The organism is uncultured Aquabacterium sp. (genome assembly GCF_947366995.1).
Lineage (GTDB): Bacteria > Pseudomonadota > Gammaproteobacteria > Burkholderiales > Burkholderiaceae_C > Aquabacterium.
On the sequence record NZ_CANBCC010000031.1, the window covers coordinates 21,495 to 43,202 of the forward strand.

The 21,708-nt window shown below is 65.8% G+C and carries 17 protein-coding genes; 10 read left to right on the forward strand and 7 right to left on the reverse strand.

All coding sequences use genetic code 11. The annotated features are described in order from the left end of the window. Positions 1–61 precede the first annotated feature (61 nt). Positions 62–2,653 (forward strand): [protein-PII] uridylyltransferase, encoded by a 2,592-nt coding sequence (locus Q0Z44_RS09990; RefSeq protein ID WP_298012157.1) that lies wholly within the window; start codon positions 62–64, stop codon positions 2,651–2,653. On the opposite strand, the gene Q0Z44_RS09995 is transcribed toward Q0Z44_RS09990, so the two are convergent. Continuing rightward, positions 2,654–2,857, reverse strand: coding sequence for a DUF465 domain-containing protein (locus tag Q0Z44_RS09995; RefSeq protein WP_298012196.1), 204 nt, complete (start codon positions 2,855–2,857; stop codon positions 2,654–2,656). It lies immediately after the preceding gene. A 103-nt stretch (positions 2,858–2,960) separates the two neighbouring features. Here Q0Z44_RS09995 and Q0Z44_RS10000 point away from each other — a divergent pair, with 103 nt between their 5' ends. Continuing rightward, positions 2,961–3,725, forward strand: coding sequence for a protein phosphatase 2C domain-containing protein (locus Q0Z44_RS10000; RefSeq protein WP_298012159.1), 765 nt, complete (start codon positions 2,961–2,963; stop codon positions 3,723–3,725). 1 nt (position 3,726) lies between these two features. Here Q0Z44_RS10000 and zapE read toward each other — a convergent pair whose 3' ends face one another. From zapE to xseA, 6 genes are all read right to left on the reverse strand, one after another. Next, positions 3,727–4,824 (reverse strand): cell division protein ZapE, encoded by a 1,098-nt coding sequence (gene zapE, locus Q0Z44_RS10005; RefSeq protein ID WP_298012199.1) that lies wholly within the window; start codon positions 4,822–4,824, stop codon positions 3,727–3,729. A gap of 189 nt (positions 4,825–5,013) precedes the next feature. Then, entirely contained in the window at positions 5,014–6,441 is a 1,428-nt protein-coding gene (gene lpdA / locus Q0Z44_RS10010) for a dihydrolipoyl dehydrogenase (RefSeq protein ID WP_298012161.1), read from the reverse strand. 98 nt (positions 6,442–6,539) lie between these two features. After that, positions 6,540–7,820: a 2-oxoglutarate dehydrogenase complex dihydrolipoyllysine-residue succinyltransferase gene (odhB, locus tag Q0Z44_RS10015; RefSeq protein ID WP_298012163.1), complete on the reverse strand. Its 1,281-nt coding sequence runs from the start codon at positions 7,818–7,820 to the stop codon at positions 6,540–6,542. A gap of 89 nt (positions 7,821–7,909) precedes the next feature. Continuing rightward, complete coding sequence (locus Q0Z44_RS10020; protein ID WP_298012165.1) at positions 7,910–10,765, reverse strand: 2-oxoglutarate dehydrogenase E1 component; 2,856 nt, start codon at positions 10,763–10,765, stop codon at positions 7,910–7,912. A gap of 326 nt (positions 10,766–11,091) precedes the next feature. Further along, entirely contained in the window at positions 11,092–11,673 is a 582-nt protein-coding gene (locus tag Q0Z44_RS10025) for a Fe-Mn family superoxide dismutase (RefSeq protein ID WP_298012169.1), read from the reverse strand. Between the two features lie 74 nt (positions 11,674–11,747). Continuing rightward, positions 11,748–13,100, reverse strand: coding sequence for an exodeoxyribonuclease VII large subunit (gene xseA / locus Q0Z44_RS10030; protein WP_298012172.1), 1,353 nt, complete (start codon positions 13,098–13,100; stop codon positions 11,748–11,750). A 392-nt stretch (positions 13,101–13,492) separates the two neighbouring features. Between xseA and Q0Z44_RS10035 the strand changes: the two genes are divergently transcribed. The 8 genes from Q0Z44_RS10035 to rpoD form a co-directional block, all read left to right on the forward strand. Then, on the forward strand, positions 13,493–14,134 hold the full coding sequence (locus Q0Z44_RS10035) for a MotA/TolQ/ExbB proton channel family protein (protein ID WP_298012174.1): 642 nt from the start codon (positions 13,493–13,495) through the stop codon (positions 14,132–14,134). A 17-nt stretch (positions 14,135–14,151) separates the two neighbouring features. Then, on the forward strand, positions 14,152–14,586 hold the full coding sequence (locus Q0Z44_RS10040) for a biopolymer transporter ExbD (protein ID WP_298012177.1): 435 nt from the start codon (positions 14,152–14,154) through the stop codon (positions 14,584–14,586). Positions 14,587–14,592: 6 nt separating this feature from the next. After that, complete coding sequence (gene lpxK / locus Q0Z44_RS10045; protein WP_298012179.1) at positions 14,593–15,657, forward strand: tetraacyldisaccharide 4'-kinase; 1,065 nt, start codon at positions 14,593–14,595, stop codon at positions 15,655–15,657. Positions 15,658–15,664: 7 nt separating this feature from the next. Then, entirely contained in the window at positions 15,665–15,892 is a 228-nt protein-coding gene (locus Q0Z44_RS10050) for a Trm112 family protein (protein ID WP_298012182.1), read from the forward strand. A gap of 3 nt (positions 15,893–15,895) precedes the next feature. After that, a complete protein-coding gene (gene kdsB, locus Q0Z44_RS10055) occupies positions 15,896–16,648 on the forward strand; it encodes a 3-deoxy-manno-octulosonate cytidylyltransferase (RefSeq protein WP_298012185.1) in 753 nt (250 codons plus the stop codon). A gap of 145 nt (positions 16,649–16,793) precedes the next feature. Further along, complete coding sequence (adk, locus tag Q0Z44_RS10060; RefSeq protein ID WP_109036535.1) at positions 16,794–17,450, forward strand: adenylate kinase; 657 nt, start codon at positions 16,794–16,796, stop codon at positions 17,448–17,450. Positions 17,451–17,542: 92 nt separating this feature from the next. Then, on the forward strand, positions 17,543–19,663 hold the full coding sequence (dnaG, locus tag Q0Z44_RS10065; protein WP_298012187.1) for a DNA primase: 2,121 nt from the start codon (positions 17,543–17,545) through the stop codon (positions 19,661–19,663). Positions 19,664–19,781: 118 nt separating this feature from the next. Continuing rightward, positions 19,782–21,708 (forward strand): RNA polymerase sigma factor RpoD (rpoD, locus tag Q0Z44_RS10070; RefSeq protein WP_298012190.1); only part of this gene is annotated, 1,927 nt, incomplete at its 3' end.

The window sequence follows — 21,708 nt, forward strand, 5'->3', positions numbered from 1 at the left end:
CCGCCCGCTCGGGTTTTTTTCTGCGCCCCGCCAGGGCCAGGCCTGCTGTACCGTTCCCCTCATGACCCTGGACATCGCCGCCCTGCGGAACGACTTCCGCACCGCCAAAACCGACCTGCTGACCCGCTTCCAGGATGCGCGCGCCACGGCGGCCTCTGCCAGCACGCTGCTGCTGCAGTTGGCCCGCCTCGTCGACCGCACGCTGACCCGGCTTTGGGATGACGTTGACATGCCCAAAGGCGCGGCACTGGTGGCGGTCGGCGGCTATGGACGCGGCGAGCTCTTCCCCTACTCCGACATCGACGTGCTGGTGCTGTTGCCGGTGGTGCCCTCTGCATCCGGCGAAGACCTCTGCGCCCCGAAGGTCGAAGCCTTCATCAGCGCCTGCTGGGACATTGGGTTGGAGATCGGCTCCAGTGTGCGCACGGTCGATGAATGCGTCGAGGAAGCCCGCCGCGATGTGACGGTGCAGACCGCCTTGCTGGAATCCCGCTTCATCTGCGGCACCCGAGCCCGCTTCGACGAACTCGAAGCCAGCACCCACGAGCACATGGACGCGCCGGCCTTCCTCACGGCCAAGTTGCTCGAGATGCGCCAGCGCCACACCAAGTACGAAGACACCCCGTACGCGCTCGAGCCCAACTGCAAGGAAAGCCCCGGAGGCCTGCGCGACCTGCAGGTCGTGCTGTGGCTGGCCCGCGCCGCCCGCCTGGGGCGCACCTGGTCCGAACTGGCCCGCAACGGGCTGCTCACTGCCTTCGAAGCGCGCCAGCTGCAGCGCAACGAAGGCCTGCTCAAGCTGATCCGCACGCGGCTGCACCAGATTGCCGGCCGTCGCGAAGACCGGCTGGTGTTCGACCTGCAGACCGCTGTGGCCACCAGCTTCGGCTACGAAAGCACCAAGGCCCTGCGCGCCAGCGAAGCGCTGATGCGCCGCTACTACTGGGCCGCCAAGGCGGTCACCCAGCTCAACCAGATCCTCATCCTCAACATCGAGGAGCGCGTGCGGGGCTCGCACGATGCGCCCATGCGCCGCATCGACGAGCGCTTCTTCGACCGCGGCGGTTTCCTTGAAGTGGCCCGTGATGACCTGTACGAGCATGACCGCCATGCCATCTTCGCCACCTTCCTGGCCCTGCAGCAGGACAAGACGCTGAAGGGCCTGTCGGCCCGCACCCTCCGCGCGCTCTACAACGCCCGCAACGTCATGGACGCGTCCTTCCGGCGCGACCCCGCCAACCACGCCGCCTTCATGCAGCTGCTGAAGGCCGACCACGGCCAGACTCACCTGCTGCGCCTGCTGAACCAGACCTCGGTGCTGGGCCGCTACCTGTGGGTGTTCCGCCGCATCGTGGGCCAGATGCAGCACGACCTGTTCCACGTCTACACGGTCGACCAGCACATCCTCATGGTCGTGCGCAACATGCGCCGCTTCTTCATCCCGGAGCACGCGCACGAGTACCCGTACTGCACGCAACTGGCGTCCGAATGGGACAAGCCTTACCTGCTCTACGTGGCCGCGCTGTTCCACGACGTGGCCAAGGGCCGCGGTGGCGATCACTCCGAGCTGGGCGCTGTGGAAGTGCGCCGCTTCTGCAAGGACCACGGCATCACCGGCGAGGATGCCCGCCTCGTCGAGTTTCTCGTGGCCGAGCACCTCACCATGTCGCGCGTGGCGCAGAAGGAGGACCTGTCCGACCCGGACGTCATCCAGGCCTTCGCGCGGCGCATGGGCAGCGAACGCTTCCTCACCGGCCTCTACCTGCTGACCGTCGCCGACATCCGCGGCACCAGCCCCAAGGTCTGGAACGCCTGGAAGGGCAAGCTGCTCGAAGACCTCTACAAGCTCACCCTGCGTGCACTGGGCGGCGCACGGCCCCACCTGGATGCCGAGATCGAGGCCCGCAAGCAGCAGGCAAGGCACACCCTGGCGCTGTACTTCATGCCCGCCGGCATCGAGCAGAGGCTCTGGGCCACGCTGGACACCAGCTACTTCGCCCGCCATGACTCGGCCGACATCGCCTGGCACACCCGCATGCTGTGGCGCCACGTGGAAACGCTCAAGCCCGTCGTGGCTGCGCGGCTCTCGCCGGTGGGCGAAGGCCTGCAGGTGCTGGTGTATGCGCCCGATCGCCCTGACCTCTTCGCCCGCATCTGCGGCTACTTCGACCGAGCCGGATTCAGCATTCAGGATGCGCGCATCCACACCTCGAAGACCGGCTACGCCATCGACACCTTCCAGATCCTCACGGCCGGTTCCGCGCAATTCGAAGGCGTGCACTACCGCGACCTGATCGCCCTTGTCGAGAACCAGCTGGCTGAAGGCGTCGCATCCGACGCGCCGCTGCATGACCCCTCACGCGCTCGGCTGTCGCGCCGGGTGAAGTCCTTCCCGGTGCAACCCCGCGTAAGCCTGCGCCCCGACGAACGGGCCCAGCGCTGGCTGCTGACCGTCTCGGCCAGCGACCGCTCCGGCCTGCTCTATGTGATTGCCCGCACGCTGGCCCGCCACCAGATCAACGTGCAACTGGCCAAGGTCAGCACGCTGGGCGAGCGCGTGGAAGACACCTTCCTCGTGACAGGCGATGTGCTGCGCGGGGACAAGGCCCAGCTGCAGGTCGAAACCGAGCTGCTGACCGCCCTCGAAGCCTAATCAGGCAGGCTCTTTCGGGTCGAGCAAAGCTTCGAGCCGCTCGATCCGATCGCGCAGCAACAGGCGGCGTTTCTTCAGCCGGCGAAGCGAGAGTTCGTCTACAGGCGACTGCTCCGCTATCCGGTCGATCATGTTGTCGAGATCGGCGTGTTCGATGCGCAGTTCAATGAGCTGGCGATGAGGGGAATGCAGGTTTTCTTGCATCGGGAGATGCCGCAGGGGCATGCACGACAGGCGCATCAACAAGGGAAGATTCGGGGCACCGCCTCAGCCCGAATCAAAGCGTTTCACGATTATAGTTTTCCCCATGATTGCACCAACCAGTTTCCGCCTGGTGGCGGCCACGGGCATCCACCGCGGAGACCGGCCATACCAACAGGACCAGGTGGCCATCCTGCCGCACCCCCGCACTGCAGGCTGCCTGATGGCCGTCGTGGCCGATGGCATGGGCGGCAAGAGCGGCGGGCGCAAGGCCGCCGACCAGGTGCTCATGACGGCCCGCCAGGTGTTCGACCGCTACGTGCCCGGCACGGAAGAAGCGACCACCATCCTGGCCCAACTGCTCAATGAAGCACACCTGATGATCAAGCTGACGGCCATCGCTTTCGAGGAAGAGCCTCACAGCACACTGGCCAGCTTCATCGTCAACCCCGACCTGACCGCCGACATCCTGCACGCCGGCGACTCACGCGTCTACCACTTCCGCGGCCCCGAGATGCTCTACCGCACGCTCGATCATTCCTTCGTCCAGCGCCTGGTCAACGAAGGACAGATCACGGAAGAAGAAGCCAACGTGCACCCGCAGTCCAACCTGCTGACGGGCTGCCTCGGCACGCAGCAGGATCCGCCCCTGTCGGCTCATCGCCTGCGCGGCCTGCAGATCGGCGACAGCCTGCTGGCCTGCTCCGACGGGCTGTGGCACTACTTCACGCCCAAGGAACTGGGCGCCATCGTGCACACCCTGCCGCCGCGCGAAGCGGCCGAAATGCTGGTCAGCAAGGCGCGCCACCGCGCCCGCGGCGGCGGTGACAACCTGTCGATGGCGCTGGTCCGCGTCGAGGCCCGCGGCTGAATCAGGTGATCGAGGTGTCGACCACCCGGCGCTCTTCGCTCAGGTATTCCTTCGATTGCATCTCGTTGAGGCGAGACACCGTGCGCGGGAACTCGTGCGACATCGGGCCTTCGGTGTAGAGCTGCTCCGGCGGCACCTCGGCCGAGATCACCAGCTTGCACTTGCGGTCGTACAGCACGTCCACCAGCCACGTGAAGCGCCGCGCCTCCGACGCCATGCGCACCGGCATCTGCGGCACGTTGCTCAGCATCAGCGTGTGGAACTGTGATGCGAGCTCCAGGTAGTCGTTCTGCGAGCGCGGCCCGCCGCACAGCGTCTGGAAGTCGAACCACACCACGCCGCCGGCCCGCCGCCGCGCCTTCAGCACACGGTGCTCGATGTGCAGTTCGGGATTGTCGTCCGCGGTTTCGGCCAGCTGCGAGAAGATGGTGCTCATTTCGGCGTCCGTCTGCTCGTTCAGCGGCGTCAGGTACAAACGCGCCAGCTCCAGCGTGCGGCGGCGGTAGTCCGTCCCGCTGTCCACGTTGATCACCTCCAGCTGCTGCTTCAACAGCTCGATGGCTGGCAGGATGCGGTCGCGGTGCAGCCCGTTCGGATACAGCCCGTCCGGATGGAAGTTCGACGTGGTGACGATGCTCATGCGGTTGCGGAACATCGCGTCCAGCAGCCTGTGCAGGATCATCGCGTCCGTCACGTCGGCCACATGGAACTCGTCGAAGCAGATCAGGCGGTGCTTGCGCGACATGCGCTTGGCCAGCACGTCCAGCGGGTCCTGCACGCCTTTCAGCTCATGCAATTGCCGGTGCACCTCACGCATGAACTCGTGAAAATGCAGGCGCGTCTTGCGCTCCAGCGGGACCGCGTTGAAGAAGCAGTCCATGATGAAGCTCTTGCCCCGCCCCACCCCGCCGTACATGTAGACGCCCTTGGGCAGATCCGGGTAGCGCAGCATCTTGGTCAGCGCATTGCCGCGCTTGGCCTTGTAGTGCGACCACTCGTCCTGGCAACGCTGCAGCGCGGCAATGCCCTTGAGCTGGGCCTCGTCGGCCTTGTAGCCGCGTTCGGCCAGGCTTTGCTGATAGAGCTCGGAGACGGAAATGGCGGGTGCGGGCATGGCGCAGACGGCAGAAGGTTCTTCGACGAAAGGGCGCAGCGTAGCCGACTTCGATCAGCCCGTGGCGCGGCCACAAGAAAAAGGGGTGGCTCACGCCACCCCGATGCACTCAGGATCCGGACCACACTGTCTCACGCTCTGGGCAGGCGCTCGACAGCGTGACGCACGACTGAATCAGAAGTTCAGCGTGCGCTTGTCCACCGCCAGGGCGGCTTCCTTGGTGGCTTCGCTCAGGCTCGGGTGAGCGTGGCAGATGCGCGCGATGTCTTCGGCGCTGGCCTTGAAGTTCATGGCGACCACGGCTTCCGAGATCAACTCGGAAGCGTACGGGCCGATGATGTGCACGCCGAGGATCTCGTCGGTCGTCGCATCGGCCAGGAACTTCACGAAACCATTGGTGTCACCCAGGGCACGTGCGCGCCCGTTGGCCAGGAAGGGGAAGGAACCGGCCTTGTAGGCACGGCCCTCCGCTTTCAGTGCCTGTTCGGTCTTGCCGACCCAGGCAATCTCCGGGCTGGTGTAAATCACCCAGGGAATCGTGTCGAAGTCGACGTGACCGTGCTGACCGGCAATGCGCTCGGCCACGGCCACACCCTCTTCTTCTGCCTTGTGGGCCAGCATGGGGCCGCGGACCACATCACCCACCGCCCACACGTTGGGCAGATTGGTCTTGCAGTCGGCGTCCACCACGATGGCACCGCGTTCGTCGAGTTGCAGGCCCACCGCCTCGGTGTTCAGACCAATGGTGTTGGGCACGCGGCCGATCGAGACGATCAGCTTGTCCACAGCCAGCTCTTGCGCTTCGCCCTTGGCGTTGGTGTACGCCACGGTCACGCCCTTCTTGGCCGTCTTGATGTCGCCAATCTTGACGCCCATCTCGATCTTCAGGCCCTGCTTCGTGAACAGCTTGTGCGCTTCCTTGGCGACGGCCTCGTCGGCGGCGCCCAGGAAAGTCGGCAGGCCTTCCAGGATGGTGACCTCGGCACCCAGACGACGCCAGACCGAGCCCATTTCCAGGCCGATCACGCCAGCGCCGATCACGCCGAGCTTCTTCGGCACGTCGTTGATCTGCAGCGCGCCGTCGTTCGACAGGATCAGCTTCTCGTCGAAGGCAGCACCCGGCAGCGCACGGGCGTTCGAGCCGGTGGCCACGATGATGTGCTTGCCTTGCAGCGTTTCGGGCTTGTCACCCGCCACGGCGATCTCGTACTGGCCATCGACGGCCTTCACGAACGAGCCACGGCCGTGGAAGAACGTGATCTTGTTCTTCTTGAACAGGTACAGGATGCCGTCGTTGTTCTGTTTGACGACGGCGTCCTTGCGGGCAATCATCTTCGCGACATCCATCTCGAGTCCCTTGACCGAGATGCCGTGGTCGGCAAAGTGCAGCGAAGCGTGTTCAAAGTGCTCCGAAGATTGAAGCAGCGCCTTCGACGGGATGCAGCCGACGTTGGTGCAGGTGCCGCCCGGTGCGGGGCCGCCCTTGCTGTTCTTCCACTCGTCGATCGCGGCGACCTTGAAGCCAAGCTGCGCAGCACGGATGGCGGCGATGTAGCCACCGGGACCGCCACCGATCACGATGACGTCGAATTGTTGGGACATGAAGTGTCTCCTGGGGTCCGGTCGTTGTCGGATTTGCAGTCGCCAGGCAGGCCCTCGTGAGGCCCGCCCGGCCGCAAAAAAACGGTTGTCAGTTCAGATCAGATGTCGAACAGCAGGCGGGCCGGATCTTCCAGCGCTTCCTTCATGGCCACCAGACCCAGCACGGCTTCGCGGCCGTCGATGATGCGGTGGTCGTACGACATGGCCAGGTAGTTGATCGGACGGATCACGATCTGGCCGTTCTCCACCACGGCGCGGTCCTTGGTGGCGTGCACGCCCAGGATGGCCGACTGCGGCGGGTTGATGATCGGGGTCGACAGCATCGAGCCGAAGACGCCGCCGTTCGAGATCGAGAAGGTGCCGCCGGTCATCTCTTCGATGCCCAGCTTGCCGTCACGGGCCTTCACGCCGAACTCGGCGATCTTCTTCTCGATTTCGGCAAAGGTCATCTGGTCGGCGTTGCGCACCACCGGCACCACCAGACCACGCGGCGAGCCGACGGCCACACCGATGTCGAAGTAGCCGTGGTAGACGATGTCGTTGCCGTCGACCGAAGCGTTCAGCACGGGGTACTTCTTCAGCGCATGCACGGCCGCCTTGACGAAGAAGCTCATGAAGCCCAGCTTGACGCCGTGTTCCTTCTCGAACTTCTCCTGGAACTTCTTGCGCATTTCCATCACCGGGGCCATGTTCACTTCGTTGAACGTGGTCAGGATGGCGTTGGTGGCTTGCGACTGCAGCAGACGCTCGGCCACACGGGCACGCAGACGGCTCATCGGCACGCGCTGCTCGGGGCGGTCGGCCAGGTTGGCCCCGCCAGACGGTGCCTGCACGGCGGGCAGCGACTTGGTCGGCACGCCCGTCGGGATGGCGGCGGCAGGGGCCGGCGCCGCGGCCGGCTTGCTGGCACCTGCGGCGACGGCACCCAGCACGTCACCCTTGGTCACGCGACCGTCCTTGCCGGTGCCGGCCACCTGTGCGGTGGTCAGGCCGTTGTCGGCCAGCAGCTTGGCGGCGGCGGGCATGGCCACGTCGGCCTTGCTGCCACCTGCTGCGGCAGCAGCAGCCGGCGCGGCGGCGGCCGGAGCCGGCGTGGTTTCCACGGCCTTGACGGGCAGCGGGCTCACGGCCGTGCTGCCTTCGGTGTCGATGCGGGCGATGACCTCGTCCGAACCCACGGTCTCGCCATCGTTCTTGACGATCTGGGCCATCACGCCAGCAGCCGGGGCCGGCACTTCGAGCACGACCTTGTCGGTCTCGATCTCGATCAGGATTTCATCGGCCGCGACGGCTTCGCCGGGCTTCTTCTTCCATTGCAGCAGCGTGGCCTCGGCCACGGACTCGGACAGTTGGGGAACCTTGACTTCAACGATTGCCATGATGTGTATCTCCTACAGCGACCGCGTGCGGAAACCCGGCCCGGCGACAGGCACCGGGCGGGCGGCATCGCACCGCGGTCGAACAAACCTTACTTGGTGAGAACGAAGCCCTTGAGCTTGGCGAACGCCTGGTCCAGCAGCGCTTTCTGCTGGTCCTGGTGCAGGTGGGCGTAGCCCACTGCCGGCGAAGCCGATGCCGGTCGGCCGGCATAACCCAGCTTCTGGCCTTCGGTCATGTTCTCGTGGATGTAGTGCTGAACGAAGAACCACGCACCTTGGTTTTGCGGCTCATCCTGGCACCACACCAGTTCGGTGGCGTTGGAATACTTCTTGATCTCGGCGGCGAAAGCCTTGTGCGGGAAGGGATAGAGCTGCTCGACGCGGATGATCGCGACGTCGCTGGCCTTCTTCTCTTCGCGCTTCTTGACCAGGTCGTAATAGACCTTGCCCGAGCAGGCGATCACGCGCTTGACCTTGCTGGCTTCGATGTCGGTGCTCAGTTCACCGATCACCGTGCGGAACTCACCCTTGGTGAACTCGGTCAGAGGCGACGTGGCGTCCTTGTTACGCAGCAGCGATTTCGGCGTGAAGATCACCATCGGCTTGCGGAACATCCGCACGATCTGGCGACGCAGCACATGGAAGATCTGGCTGGCCGTGGTCGGCTGCACGATCTGCATGTTGTTTTCGGCAGCCAGCTGCATGAAGCGCTCCAGGCGAGCCGAGCTGTGCTCGGGGCCCTGGCCTTCGTAGCCGTGCGGCAGCATCATCACCAGGCCGTTGGCGCGGCCCCACTTCACTTCGCCCGAGGCGATGAACTGGTCGATCACCACCTGAGCGCCGTTGGCGAAGTCACCGAACTGCGCTTCCCAAACGACCAGGCTGTTGGGGTCCGAACCGGCGTAGCCGTATTCGAACGCCAGCACGGCTTCTTCCGACAGGATCGAGTCGATGACGACGAACGGAGCCTGGTTCTCGGCCACGTTCTGCAGCGGCACATAGGTGCCTTCGTCCCAGCGCTCACGGCTCTGGTCGTGGATCACGGCGTGGCGGTGGGTGAAGGTACCGCGGCCGCAGTCCTCACCGGACAGGCGCACCGGGTAGCCCGAAGCCACCAGCGAGGCAAACGCCATGTGCTCGCCCATGCCCCAGTCGACGTTGATCTCGCCACGACCCATGGCCGCCCGGTCTGCGTAGACCTTCTTGACCAACTGGTGCGGCGTGATCGATTCGGGCAGCGTCGTGATGCGCTCGGCCAGACGCTTCCACTCGGCAAGCGGGATGGCGGTGTCGCCACCGTCGGTCCACTTCTTGCCCAGGAACGGCGTCCAGTCCACCGCGTACTTGCGCTGGAAGTTGGTCAGCACCGGGTCCACGGTGTGACGGCCTTCGTCCATGGCGGCGCGGTAGGCCTTGGCCAGGTCGTCGCCCAGCGTCTCGCCCATGCCCTGTGCGGCCAGCTTGTCGGCGTACAGCTTGCGCGTGCCGGGGTGGGCAGCGATCTTCTTGTACATCAGCGGCTGGGTCAGGCTCGGCGTGTCCTGCTCGTTGTGGCCCAGCTTGCGGAAGCAAACGATGTCGACCACGACGTCCTTGCGGAACGCCAGGCGGTATTCGAGCGCCAGCTGCGTGGCAAAGACCACGGCTTCCGGATCATCGCCATTGACGTGCAGCACCGGCGACTCGACGCCCTTCACGATGTCCGTGCAGTACAGCGTGGAACGCAGGTCGCGCGGATCGGAGGTGGTGAAGCCGATCTGGTTGTTGATGATGATGTGGACCGTGCCGCCGGTCGTGTAGCCGCGGGTCTGGGCCAGCGCCAGGGTTTCCTGGTTGACGCCCTGGCCGGCAAAGGCCGCGTCGCCGTGCACCAGCACCGGCAGCACGGTGTCGCCCCGGGTGTCGCCACGACGGTCCATGCGCGCACGCACCGAGCCTTCAACCACCGGGTTCACGATTTCCAGGTGCGACGGGTTGAACGCCAGCGACAGGTGAACGGGGCCGCCCGGGGTGGACACGTCGGAGCTGAAGCCCTGGTGGTACTTCACGTCGCCGGCGGGCAGTGCCTCGGGGGCGGTGTGCTCGAACTCGGCGAACAGGTCACGCGGCATCTTGCCCAGCGTGTTGACCAGCACGTTCAGACGACCGCGGTGGGCCATGCCGATCACGATTTCCTGCACGCCCTTCTCGCCAGCACGCTGGATCACTTCGTCCATCGCGGCAATGAAGCTCTCGCCGCCTTCCAGCGAGAAGCGCTTCTGACCCACGTACTTGGTGTGCAGGAAGCGCTCGAGACCTTCGGCTGCGGTCAGGCGGTCGAGGATGTGCTTCTTCTTTTCGGCCGTGAACACCGGCTTCGAGCGGGTGCTTTCCAGCCGCTCCTGCCACCAGCGCTTTTCGGTGGGATCGGTGATGTGCATGTACTCGGCGCCGATGCTGCCGCAGTACGTTTCACGGAGAGCCTGCACGATCTCGCGCAGGGTCATGTGCTCGGCCTTGGTGAAGTACGTGTTCGTGGCCGAGAACGTGATGTCCATGTCCGACTCGGTGAAGTCGTAGAACGACGGCTCGAGTTCGGGGATCTTGGGGCGTTCCTGACGCTTGAGGGGATCGAGATCCGCCCAGCGGGAACCGAGGAAGCGATAGGCAGCAATCAGCGACTGAACGTGCACCTGCTTGCGCGACACGGCGAGATCAGCCGAGCTGGTCTTGACCATGAAGGCGTTGGCCTTGGCGCGCTGGGCAAACGATTCGATGACCGGGGCATGCGCCACGTCGCGGCCATCGGAGCCATCGGTTGCGGGGACGTTCTGGAGCGCGTCGAAGTACGACCGCCAGTTGTCCGGCACGGAGCCGGGGTTGTCGAGGTACGCCTCGTACAACTCTTCTACGTACGGGGCATTGCCCCCGAACAGGTACGAGTTCGACCTGAACTGCTGCATCATTTTCGCTCACCTCACTCCCAGGTTTCCTGGGACATTGGCTGGTTGAAAAACCTTCCGCGACACGGCTTGACCGGTTGGCGGATTGCGACCCGCCTTGCTGAATGCCGACACCCTGCGGGTATCAGGCCTCGCCAGCAAGGGCGACGGGAAGGGCCGTAAATAAACCAACGCGACTGTACCACCGTGCCCGGGGCTTCGCACGCCCACCTGCGGAAAACACGGACGGACATCGCATTGGAGCCAAGCGCTTCACGGGCCGCACAAGAAAAAAGCCGGGCAATGCCCGGCTTTCACTGCGCGCGATGCGCACGATTCGCAAAAATCGCTCAGCCGAAATTCTTCTCGGCAAATTCCCAGTTCACGAGGTTGTTGAGGAAGACCTCGACAAACTTCGGACGGGCATTGCGGTAGTCGATGTAGTAGGCGTGTTCCCACACGTCGACGGTCAGCAACGGGGTGTCGCCCGTGGTCAGCGGCGTGCCGGCAGCACCCATGTTCACGATGTCAACAGAGCCGTCGGCCTTCTTGACCAGCCAGGTCCAGCCCGAACCGAAGTTGCCCACGGCCGACTTGGTGAAGGCCTCCTTGAAGGCGTCCAGGCTGCCGAACTTGGCGTTGATGGCTTCGGCCAGTTTGCCGCTCGGGGCGCCGCCGCCGTTCGGCTTCATGCAGTTCCAGAAGAAGGTGTGGTTCCAGATCTGGGCGGCGTTGTTGTAGACGCCGCCGCTGGACTTCTTGACGATCTCTTCCAGCGACATCGATTCGAACTCGGTGCCGGGGATGAGGTTGTTCAAGTTGGTGACGTAGGCCTGATGGTGCTTGCCGTAGTGGTATTCGAACGTCTCCTTCGACAGGTGCGGCGCGAGGGCATCAGGAGCGAACGGCAGAGGGGGAAGCGTGTGGGCCATGGTGTTGTTCCAGTTGGGGGTTGGACAGATGTCGACGATTGTAGGCACGCGACAAGGGGTTCTGCCACGTGAGGTCATTCGCCGAGTACGGGGCGGGACTTGTGCGTGCCGGGCTCGGAGGGGGCCGCCTCAACCCCATTGACGTGCAACTGCAACACCCCGTCGGCCAGCACACCGCGGACTTCGGCGCCGACCGCCACTTCGGCCACGCTCGCGAGCGGGTGACCAGCATCGTCACTGAGCCAGGCAAAGCCGCGTTCGAGCACCCGCCGGGGGTTGAGCGCCTCCAGTCGCCCTTCAGCGGCGGACAGCGTGTGTTCGGCGCGCTCGGTGCCTCGGGCCATGGCCCGCGCAAGCCGATGCGCCAAGACGGGCAGCGTCTGGCGGGCTTGCTGCGTGCGGCGCTCACCGACGGCGCCCAGCCTGTGCGAGAGCAGGGCCAGCCGGCGATGCGCCTCGTGCAAGGTCACACCCGGCCGCGCAAGTCGGGCCGCGGCCCGATCCAGACGCTGGGCCTGGCCGTCCAGGCGGCGGCGAACCCGGTGATGCAGCAGGGCGGCCAGCCCATCGAGTGCGGCCAGGGCAGCAGCACGGTCGCGGGCCACCAGTTCCGCCGCGGCAGTCGGTGTCGGCGCGCGCAGGTCGGCAGCAAAGTCGCACAAGGTCACGTCGGTCTCGTGCCCCACCCCGCAGACCACCGGCACCGGGCAAGCGGCAACGGCGCGCACGACGCGCTCGTCGTTGAAGGCCCAGAGGTCTTCCAGCGAGCCCCCGCCGCGACACAGCACCACGGCGTCCAGCTGTGTGCCTTTGCGGTGAAGCGCCATCAGCGAGGCCAGGGCGTCGACGAGCTGTGGCGGCGCCTCCGGCCCCTGCACGCTGGCGGGGGCGAGCACCACCTCCACATGTGGGGCGCGCCGTTGCAGCGCCGTCAGCACGTCTTGCAGGGCGGCGGCAGCCAACGACGTCACCACGCCGATGCGTGCCGGAAAGGCGGGCAAGGGCCGCTTGCGCGTCGGTTCGAACAGCCCCTCGGCCTCGAGCCGCGCCTTCAGGCGCAGGAACTGCTCGTACAGCGCGCCCTCGCCCGCTGGGCGCAGGGCCTCGACGATGAGCTGCAGCTCACCGCGGGCTTCATAGACGGCCAGCGTCCCGCGCGCCTCGACCAGCATACCCTCCCCCGGCCCGAACTCCACCTGGGAGAGCGCGCGCCGGAACATCGCGCAACGCAGACTCGCGCCGCCATGCTCGTCCTTCAACGTGAAATAGCCATGCCCGCTGGCAGCCCGGGTGAACCCACTGATTTCACCGCGCACGACGCAGGGAGAGAACCGCGCAGCCAGGGCGTCGCCAATGGCCTGCACCAGCGCCCCGACTCCCCACACGCGGACCCAGGGCCGCTCGCTGCGCTCCGAACCGCTCTGCATCAGCTCACCCCTTCCGAAAGGCCGAAACGCCCGCTCCCTTGGCGCGCAGGGTCAACAAGTCCACAGGCGCGCAGGATCAAGGCACTGGCATACAAAGCGGCGGGCAGATCATTGCAAAGCGTCATAACTTGTTGATTTGAAAGGGTTTCGTACCGCTCAAAAAACAGGCAATCTAAGAAAAGTGCCGTATTTTCGGGGGCTGTCGCTCGGAATCACATGGTTGCCCACAAAGTTATCCACAGAAACGGTGGATGACTGTGCAGTCGCCTCGTGGCAAACCCCAGCCTGGATGCCGCCCGCCGTCGGCGAGGCACGCCCAAATCGACGCCATAATCCGAAGCTGTCCTGAGCGGGCCCGAGGAACGGCCCGCCCGACTTCCAGGGAGAACCTGTTGCTGTCCATCTTACAAGCCGCTGGCTGGCCCATCATCCCGCTGGTGCTGTGCTCCATCGTGGCCCTCGCGCTGATCATCGAGCGCTTCCTGAGCCTGCGCGCCGACCGGGTCGCACCGGGCAAGTTGCTCGATGAAGTGATGACCGTCACGCGGGGCAGTCTGCCTCCCGTCGACACCATCAACAAGCTGGCCGAGAACTCGGTGATGGGGCAGTTGCTTGCGCAAGGCCTGCGTGCCGTGGCCGCCGAGCCCCGCATTGCCGAGCCGGCGCTGCGCCGCGCATTCGAGACCGCCGGACGCGACGCTGTCCATCAGCTTGAACGCAACCTCAATGCGCTGGGCACGATTGCATCGGCCGCGCCGCTGCTGGGCCTGCTTGGCACGGTGATCGGCATGATCGAGATCTTCGGTGCCTCGGGCGCCACGGCCGGCACGCCCGGCGGCAACCCGGCCGAACTGGCGCACGGCATCTCGGTGGCGCTCTACAACACGGCGTTCGGGCTCATCGTGGCCATCCCGGCCCTCATGTTCTACCGGCATTTCCGCGCCCGGGTGGACGCCTACACGCTGTCGCTCGAGCAGGCAGCCGAAGCCATGGTGCCGCACCTGCTGCGCCTGGGCGCCGGTGGCCGCCGCTGAGACAGGACGCCCTCGCCATGCAGTTTCGCAAGCACCGCCCGCAGGATGAGCCGGAGATCAACTTGATCCCCTTCATCGACGTGCTGCTTGTCGTCCTCATCTTCCTGATGCTGACGACCACCTATTCCCGCATCACCGAGCTGAAGATCAACCTTCCGGTGGCGAACGCGCAGTCCACCCAGGCTCGCCCGAAGGAGTTGGTGGTGATGGTGACCGCCGACGGCCGCTACGTGGTGAACCAGCGCATGGTGGAAGGCCGCGGCACGGACGTGCTGGCGGCGGCCCTTTCCGGCGCGGCCGGCACGGCAAAGGACACGATCATCGTCGTCAACGCCGATGCCTCGGCCAGCCACCAGAGCGTCATCAACGTCATGGATGCGGCCCGCCGCGTCGGGCTCTCGCAACTGACCTTTGCCACGCAGTCCACCTCGGACAGCCGCGGCGCGCCCTGACTTCGTTTGTCGGCCGACTTCCTTCATCGCACCTGGGCCCGCCGCGGCCTGGCCGCCCGGCTGCTGTGGCCCGTGTCGGCGCTGCTGCTCGCGCTCGTGACGGCGCGGCGACTGGCCTATCGTTGCGGCTGGCTGCAGGCGCGGCGTCTGCCGGTGCCGGTGCTGGTGATCGGCAACCGCATTGTCGGCGGTGCGGGCAAGACCCCCACCACCATCGCCGTGCTGCAACACCTGCGGCAAGCGGGCTGGCATCCCGGCGTCCTGACCCGCGGCTACAAGGCAAAGCGAGCCGAAGGCGGGTTGGTCTGCCTGGATGCGGCCTCCGCGCCCACACTCGACGCCTCGCTCACCGGCGACGAGCCCCTGCTCATCTGGCGACGTACCGGCGTACCGCTGATGATCGGCCCCGACCGTGCGGCCGCTGGCGAGGCCCTGCTGAAAGCACACCCGGAGATCGACATCCTGGTGTGCGACGACGGCCTGCAGCATCTGAAGTTGCACCGCGATATCGAGGTGGTGGTGTTCGACGAGCGCGGCGCCGGCAACGGCTGGCTGATGCCGGCCGGCCCGTTGCGCGAGCCTTGGGATGCCCAACCCGCCTCGGCGCTGGTCGCGCCCGCCGTGGTGCTCTACAACGCGGCCCGACCCAGCACACCGCTTCCCGGGCACGTGGCACGCCGCACGCTCGGCGCGCCACGTGCCCTCGCCAACTGGTGGGCAGGCGTCGAGGGCGAGCGCCTCCTTCCGCAACAGAAAGGACCCGTCGCTGCACTGGCGGGCATTGCCCAGCCCGACCGGTTCTTCGATGCGCTGCGCAAGCTCGGCTTTGCCGTCACGCCCATTCCGTTGCCCGACCACGCTTCATTCGACACGCTCCCCTGGCCCGCCGACACAGGCCGCCTGATCGTGACCGAGAAAGACGCCGTCAAACTCGACCCGGCACGCGTTGCGCGCGAGCGCCCCCATACGCAGGTGTGGGTGGCGGGTCTAGACTTCGAACCCGAACCCGGTTTCTGGCAGGCACTCGATGCCGCGCTGGCCCGCGTGCCTGCCACCCCGCATCCACATTGAAACAGCCATGGACACCCGACTCATCGATCTGCTGGTCTGCCCGGTCTGCAAAGGCCCCCTGCAACGCCCGGCGCCCGGCATCCACCTGGTCTGCGCCGCAGACCGCCTGGGCTTCCCCATTCGCGATGGCATCCCCGTGATGCTCGAGAACGAGGCCGTGACGGTGGACGACCAGTTGCGGCCCCTGCCCCCCACCCAGCCGGCGGCGCCCCCCTCCCCGTCCGAAGGGGCCTGAGCCATGGGGTTCACCGTGCTGATTCCGGCTCGGCTGGCTTCCACGCGCCTGCCTGACAAACCGCTGGCCGACATTGCCGGCCTGCCCATGGTGGTGCGCGTGGCGAGGCAGGCTGCGCTCAGCCAGGCTGCCCGCGTGGTGGTGGCCGCGGATCACGCTCGCATCGTGTCCGCGTGCGAGGCTCATGGCGTGGCCGCGATCCTGACGCGCGCCGGCCATCCCACCGGCAGCGACCGACTGGCTGAAGCCTGCGAGCAACTCGGGCTGGATGGCAACGACATGGTGGTCAACGTACAGGGCGACGAGCCATTGATCGCGCCCACCCTGATCGATGCGTGCGCCGCCGAACTCACCGCGCGCAGCGAGTGCGTCATGAGCACAGCCGCCCACCCCATCTCGGACGCCGCGCAGTTCGGCAACCCCAACGTCGTGAAGGTGGTGCTCGATGCCGCAGGGCGCGCGCTGTACTTCTCCCGCGCGCCGATTCCATGGTGGCGCGATGGCCCTGCACCGGCCAGCCCGGCAGCCGGGGCCGGCACGCCGCTGCGCCACATCGGCATCTACGGTTACCGCGCGGGCTTCCTGCGGCGCTATCCCGGCCTGCCGGTCAGCCCGCTGGAGCAGGTCGAGTCACTCGAGCAGCTGCGCGTGTTGTGGCATGGCGAGCGCATCGCCGTGCACATCACGCCGGATGCCCCCGGCCCGGGGGTCGACACGCCAGAAGATCTGGCCCGCGTGCGCGCCCTGCTGAGCTGACCGGATGGGCCTTTGCCCGCTGGGGCACTGTGTCGTTTTGGCGCAGGGCAAACCGCCTTTTGTGCGAGGTTGCACATGGTATCCTCGCTGACTTGTCAGCTGTTCGGGATACGACCAACAGCTCCAACGGATACCGAGGAGATACATGAGACTGATTCTGTTGGGCGCGCCCGGCGCCGGTAAGGGAACCCAGGCCGCGTTTTTGTGCCAGAAGTACAGCATTCCCCAGATTTCGACGGGTGACATGCTGCGCGCGGCCGTCAAGGCCGGCACGGAACTCGGTCTCGCCGCCAAGAAGGTGATGGACGCCGGCGGCCTGGTCAGCGATGACATCATCATCGGTCTCGTGAAGGAGCGCATTGCCCAGCCGGACTGCGCCAACGGTTTCCTGTTCGACGGCTTCCCCCGCACGATCCCGCAGGCCGAAGCCATGAAGGCGGCCGGCGTGAAGATCGACTTCGTGCTCGAAATCGACGTTCCCGACTCGTCCATCATCGAGCGCATGAGTGGCCGCCGCGTGCACGTGGCTTCCGGCCGCACCTACCACGTCACCTTCAACCCGCCCAAGGTGGCCGGCAAGGATGACGTGACCGGTGAAGACCTGATCCAGCGCGACGACGACCAGGAAGAAACCGTGCGCAAGCGCCTGGACGTGTACCACCAGCAGACCCGTCCGCTGGTCGACTACTACGGCCAGTGGGCTGCCACCGGCGACACCGTCGCTCCGCAATACCGCAAGATCAGCGGTGTGGGCTCGGTAGATGACATCACCACCCGCGCGGTCGAGGCCCTGAGCCGCTAAACTGGGCGGCAGCCGCCCAGGCTGCGCCCCTTGTTCGGCCCCGTCGCTAGGTGCGTCGGGGCCTTTGCTTTTCTGCCGCGCCGCTGCTGCCCGTGATCCCACCGTCATTCATCCAGGACCTGCTGGCCCGCACCGACGTCGCCGACGTCGTGGGTCGCTACGTCACGCTGAAGAAGGCCGGCATCAACTTCAAGGGCCTGTGCCCCTTCCACGGCGAGAAGACGCCCAGCTTCATCGTCAGCCCCACCCGCCAGACCTACCACTGCTTCGGCTGTGGGGTGCACGGCAACGCGCTGGGTTTCCTGATGGAGTACGGCGGCCTCGGCTTTGTCGACGCCGTCAAGGACCTGGCCCAGATGCAGGGCATGCCGGTTCCAGAAGAGAACGTGCGCCCCGAGGAGCGGGAACGGCAGCGCCAGGCCCGCGAAAAACAGGCCACCCTGACCGACGTGCTGGCCCGCGCAGCCCAGCACTGGAAACAGGAACTCAAAAAATCTCCCCGCGCGGTGCAGTACCTCAAGGGCCGCGGCCTGACCGGTGAGATTGCCGCGCGCTTTGCGTTGGGGTATGCACCTGAGCGCTGGCAGGGTCTGGCGAGCGCCTTCCCGAAGTACGACGACCCGCTGCTGGTGGAGTCCGGCCTGGTCATCACGCCCGAGCCACAACCGGGCGAAACCGAAGGCAAGCGCTACGACCGCTTCCGCGACCGGATCATGTTCCCGATCCGCAACCCGCAGGGGCAGGTGATCGGCTTTGGCGGTCGGGTGCTCGACAAGGGCGAGCCAAAGTACCTCAACTCGCCGGAAACCCCGGTCTTCGTGAAGGGGCGCGAGCTCTACGGCCTGTTCGAGGCGCGCGCTGCGCTGCGCAACAAGGGCTACGCCATCGTCACGGAAGGCTACATGGACGTGGTCGCACTGGCGCAATGGGGCTTTGGCAACGCGGTGGCCACGCTGGGCACGGCCTGCACCGCCGAGCACGCGCAGAAGCTCTTCCGCTTCACCGACCACGTGGTGTTCAGCTTCGACGGGGACGCCGCAGGCCGCCGTGCTGCCGGCCGTGCGCTCGAAGCCGCGTTGCCCTACGCCACCGACACCCGCCGCATCAGCTTCCTCTTCCTGCCGGCCGAGCACGATCCCGACAGCTACATCCGCGAGCACGGCCCGGAGGCCTTTGAAGCCTGCGTGAAGCAGGCCGTGCCCTTGTCACGGCAGGTGCTCGAGCATGCCGCCATCGACTGTGATCTGGACAGCGCCGAGGGCCGTGCCCGTCTGCTGGTTCAGGCCATCCCGTTGATTGCGCAGTTCCCGGAAGGCGCGCTGCAGGGGCTGGTGGCCGACGACCTGGCCCAGATGGCCCGCACTGCACCCGAAGAGGTGCGCCGCCGGCTCGCCGAGCACCAGTCGCGCGCCGCCGACAAAGCGCAACGTCAGCGCGGCGACGCTTCGCGCGCGCCCCGCACCGCGGGTGGAGACACGTCCGAAGGCGCCTGGGACGCCAACGTGCCGGCCTTCGACCCGGACACTGGAGGGGGTTGGTCGGGCGACATGGGCGAGCCCGACTGGGGTGAGCCCTCGCACACCGGCGGCGGTGACACCGCACACGGAAGCTGGGCATCGGGTGGCGCCCGACAAGGTGGTGGGCGCCCCTGGAAAAAACCCTGGCGAGACGGGGGAGGCAGTCGCTGGCAGCGACAGGGCAGCCCCGTCGAGCGCCGCCCGCTGCCCCAGGCCGCCACGCCACTGGACCGCATCGTCTGGGCGCTGGTGTCCCACAGCGAGTTCTGGGAGCAACTGCCTGGCGCCACGCACGACCTGCTGTGCGACCAGCCCGCCCCTTACGGCGCCTTCTTCCGATGGCTGGACCGCCTGCTGATCGACCAGGGTTTGCAGCCCGCCGACGCCCTGCTGGCCCTGATGCGCGGCGGCGAGGATGGCGCGCCAGACTCAGGAGCCGACACGTCGCCACCCGACCTCGCCGTGCTGGCCAGGCGCGTCACGCAATTCGTGGACGTACCGGACAACAAGGACACCGTGGACAACCTGCTGAACCTGATCAAGCCATTGGAGCTGGTAGCGCTCAGGGAGGAACTTGATTTGCTGACCCAGTCTGGCGAACTGTCGGACGCCGCTGAGGCCCGCAAGCTCGAACTGGTGCGCCGCACCCTGGCGATGAAACTTGAAATCAGCCAGCACCGCCCCATTTCTGCCTGATGGGGCACCCGCGAAATCCGGCGCGTACGCCGCACCGCAACAATTTTGACGACCCTCTTCGCTTGCGCGATAATGGAGGGTTCGACGATCCCCAAGATTCTCTATTCCGAGGAAGCGCATGACCGCGAAAAAAGCCGCGAAACCAGCCGCCAACCCTGCCGACACCGCCGAAGACACCCAGGTCGAACCGAAGGTCAAGAAGGCGAAAGCAGTGAAGGCCGCCGACGCCGACACGGTCGAGACCGCTGAACCGAAAAAGCGTGGCCGCAAGCCGAAGGCGGCTGCCACCACCACGGCCCCTGCCAAGAAGGACGCCAAGAAGTCCTTCGATGAGGACGACGTGGGTGACCTCGAAGCCGAGATCGAGGGCGAACTCGATGCGGTGGAAGCCGAAGCCTCGGAAAGCGCTGCAGAGGAAGTGGGCGAAGACAAGCCCAAGGCCAAGCCGCTGCGCATGAAGGTGTCGCGTGCCAAGGAACGCGCGCTGATGCGCGAATTCGGCATCGACGAGACCGCCCTGTCCGAAGAGGAAGTCGCCAAGCGCCGCCAGGAGCTCAAGACCCTCATCAAGATGGGCAAGACCCGTGGTTTCCTGACGCACCAGGAGATCAACGACCACCTGCCTGAAAAACTGGTCGAGGCCGAAATCCTTGAGGCCATCATTTCCATGTTGAACGACATGGGCGTGGCGGTCTACGAGCAGGCGCCCGACGCCGCCACGCTGCTGATTTCCGGCAGTGCGCAGACGCAGGCCACCGAAGAAGAAGCCGAGGAAGCCGCCGAAGCCGCCCTGTCCACGGTGGACTCCGAATTCGGCCGCACGACCGACCCAGTCCGCATGTACATGCGTGAAATGGGCACCGTCGAGCTGCTGACCCGCGAAGGCGAAATCGAAATCGCCAAGCGCATCGAAGGTGGCCTGCAGGCCATGATGCTGGCCATCTCGGCCTCGCCCACCACCATCGCCGAGATCCTCGGGCTGGCCGACAAGATCCGCGCCGGAGAAATGACCATTTCTGAAGTGGTCGATGGCTTCGTGGCTGCTGACGAGGCCGATGACTACGTGGCCGAAGAAGACTTCGACGAATTCGACGAAGAGGACGACGACGACGGCAACGGCGGCTCGAAGGCCCTGAGCAAGAAGCTCGAGGAGATGAAGAACCAGGCCCTGGCCAAGTTCGACTCCCTGCGCGCCAACTTCGAGAAGATGGCCAAGTCCTTCGAGAAGGACGGCTACAAGTCGGCCCCGTACAACAAGGCTCAGGAAGCCATCAGCCAGGAGCTGATGACCATCCGCTTCACGGTCAAGATCATCGAACGCCTGTGCGACGTGCTGCGCGCCCAGGTGGACGACATCCGCCGCTACGAGCGTGAACTGCGCAAGATCGTGGTCGACAAGTGCGGCATGCCGCAGGAGCACTTCATCAAGGTGTTCCCACCCAACGTGCTGAACCTTGACTGGGCGGTGAAGGAATCGCAGGCCGGCAAGAACTACAGCGCCGTGATGAGCCGCCAGCTGCCCGCCATCCAGGAACTGCAGCAGAAGCTGATCGACCTGCAGGCCAAGGCCGTCGTGCCGATCGACGACCTGAAGTCGATCAACAAGCGCATGAACGAGGGCGAAAAGGCTTCGCGCGACGCCAAGAAGGAAATGATCGAGGCCAACCTGCGTCTGGTGATCTCGATTGCGAAGAAGTACACCAACCGCGGCCTGCAGTTCCTGGACCTGATCCAAGAAGGCAACATCGGCCTGATGAAGGCGGTGGACAAGTTCGAATACCGTCGCGGCTACAAGTTCTCGACCTACGCCACGTGGTGGATCCGCCAGGCCATCACGCGCTCGATCGCGGACCAGGCCCGCACCATCCGCATCCCGGTTCACATGATCGAGACGATCAACAAGATGAACCGCATCTCGCGCCAGCACCTGCAGGAATTCGGCTTCGAGCCCGATGCCCCCACGCTGGCCGCCAAGATGGAGATGCCGGAAGACAAGATCCGCAAGATCATGAAGATCGCCAAGGAGCCGATCTCCATGGAAACGC

Bases quoted from the DNA above. Each gene is read 5' to 3' on its own strand.
- Q0Z44_RS09990 (WP_298012157.1), top strand. From the start codon at position 62: ATGACCCTGGACATCGCCGCCCTGCGGAACGACTTCCGCACCGCCAAA.
- Q0Z44_RS09995 (WP_298012196.1), bottom strand. From the start codon at position 2,857: ATGCAAGAAAACCTGCATTCCCCTCATCGCCAGCTCATTGAACTGCGC.
- Q0Z44_RS10000 (WP_298012159.1), top strand. From the start codon at position 2,961: ATGATTGCACCAACCAGTTTCCGCCTGGTGGCGGCCACGGGCATCCAC.
- lpdA (WP_298012161.1), bottom strand. From the start codon at position 6,441: ATGTCCCAACAATTCGACGTCATCGTGATCGGTGGCGGTCCCGGTGGC.
- odhB (WP_298012163.1), bottom strand. From the start codon at position 7,820: ATGGCAATCGTTGAAGTCAAGGTTCCCCAACTGTCCGAGTCCGTGGCC.
- Q0Z44_RS10020 (WP_298012165.1), bottom strand. From the start codon at position 10,765: ATGATGCAGCAGTTCAGGTCGAACTCGTACCTGTTCGGGGGCAATGCC.
- Q0Z44_RS10025 (WP_298012169.1), bottom strand. From the start codon at position 11,673: ATGGCCCACACGCTTCCCCCTCTGCCGTTCGCTCCTGATGCCCTCGCG.
- xseA (WP_298012172.1), bottom strand. From the start codon at position 13,100: ATGCAGAGCGGTTCGGAGCGCAGCGAGCGGCCCTGGGTCCGCGTGTGG.
- Q0Z44_RS10040 (WP_298012177.1), top strand. From the start codon at position 14,152: ATGCAGTTTCGCAAGCACCGCCCGCAGGATGAGCCGGAGATCAACTTG.
- Q0Z44_RS10050 (WP_298012182.1), top strand. From the start codon at position 15,665: ATGGACACCCGACTCATCGATCTGCTGGTCTGCCCGGTCTGCAAAGGC.
- kdsB (WP_298012185.1), top strand. From the start codon at position 15,896: ATGGGGTTCACCGTGCTGATTCCGGCTCGGCTGGCTTCCACGCGCCTG.
- adk (WP_109036535.1), top strand. From the start codon at position 16,794: ATGAGACTGATTCTGTTGGGCGCGCCCGGCGCCGGTAAGGGAACCCAG.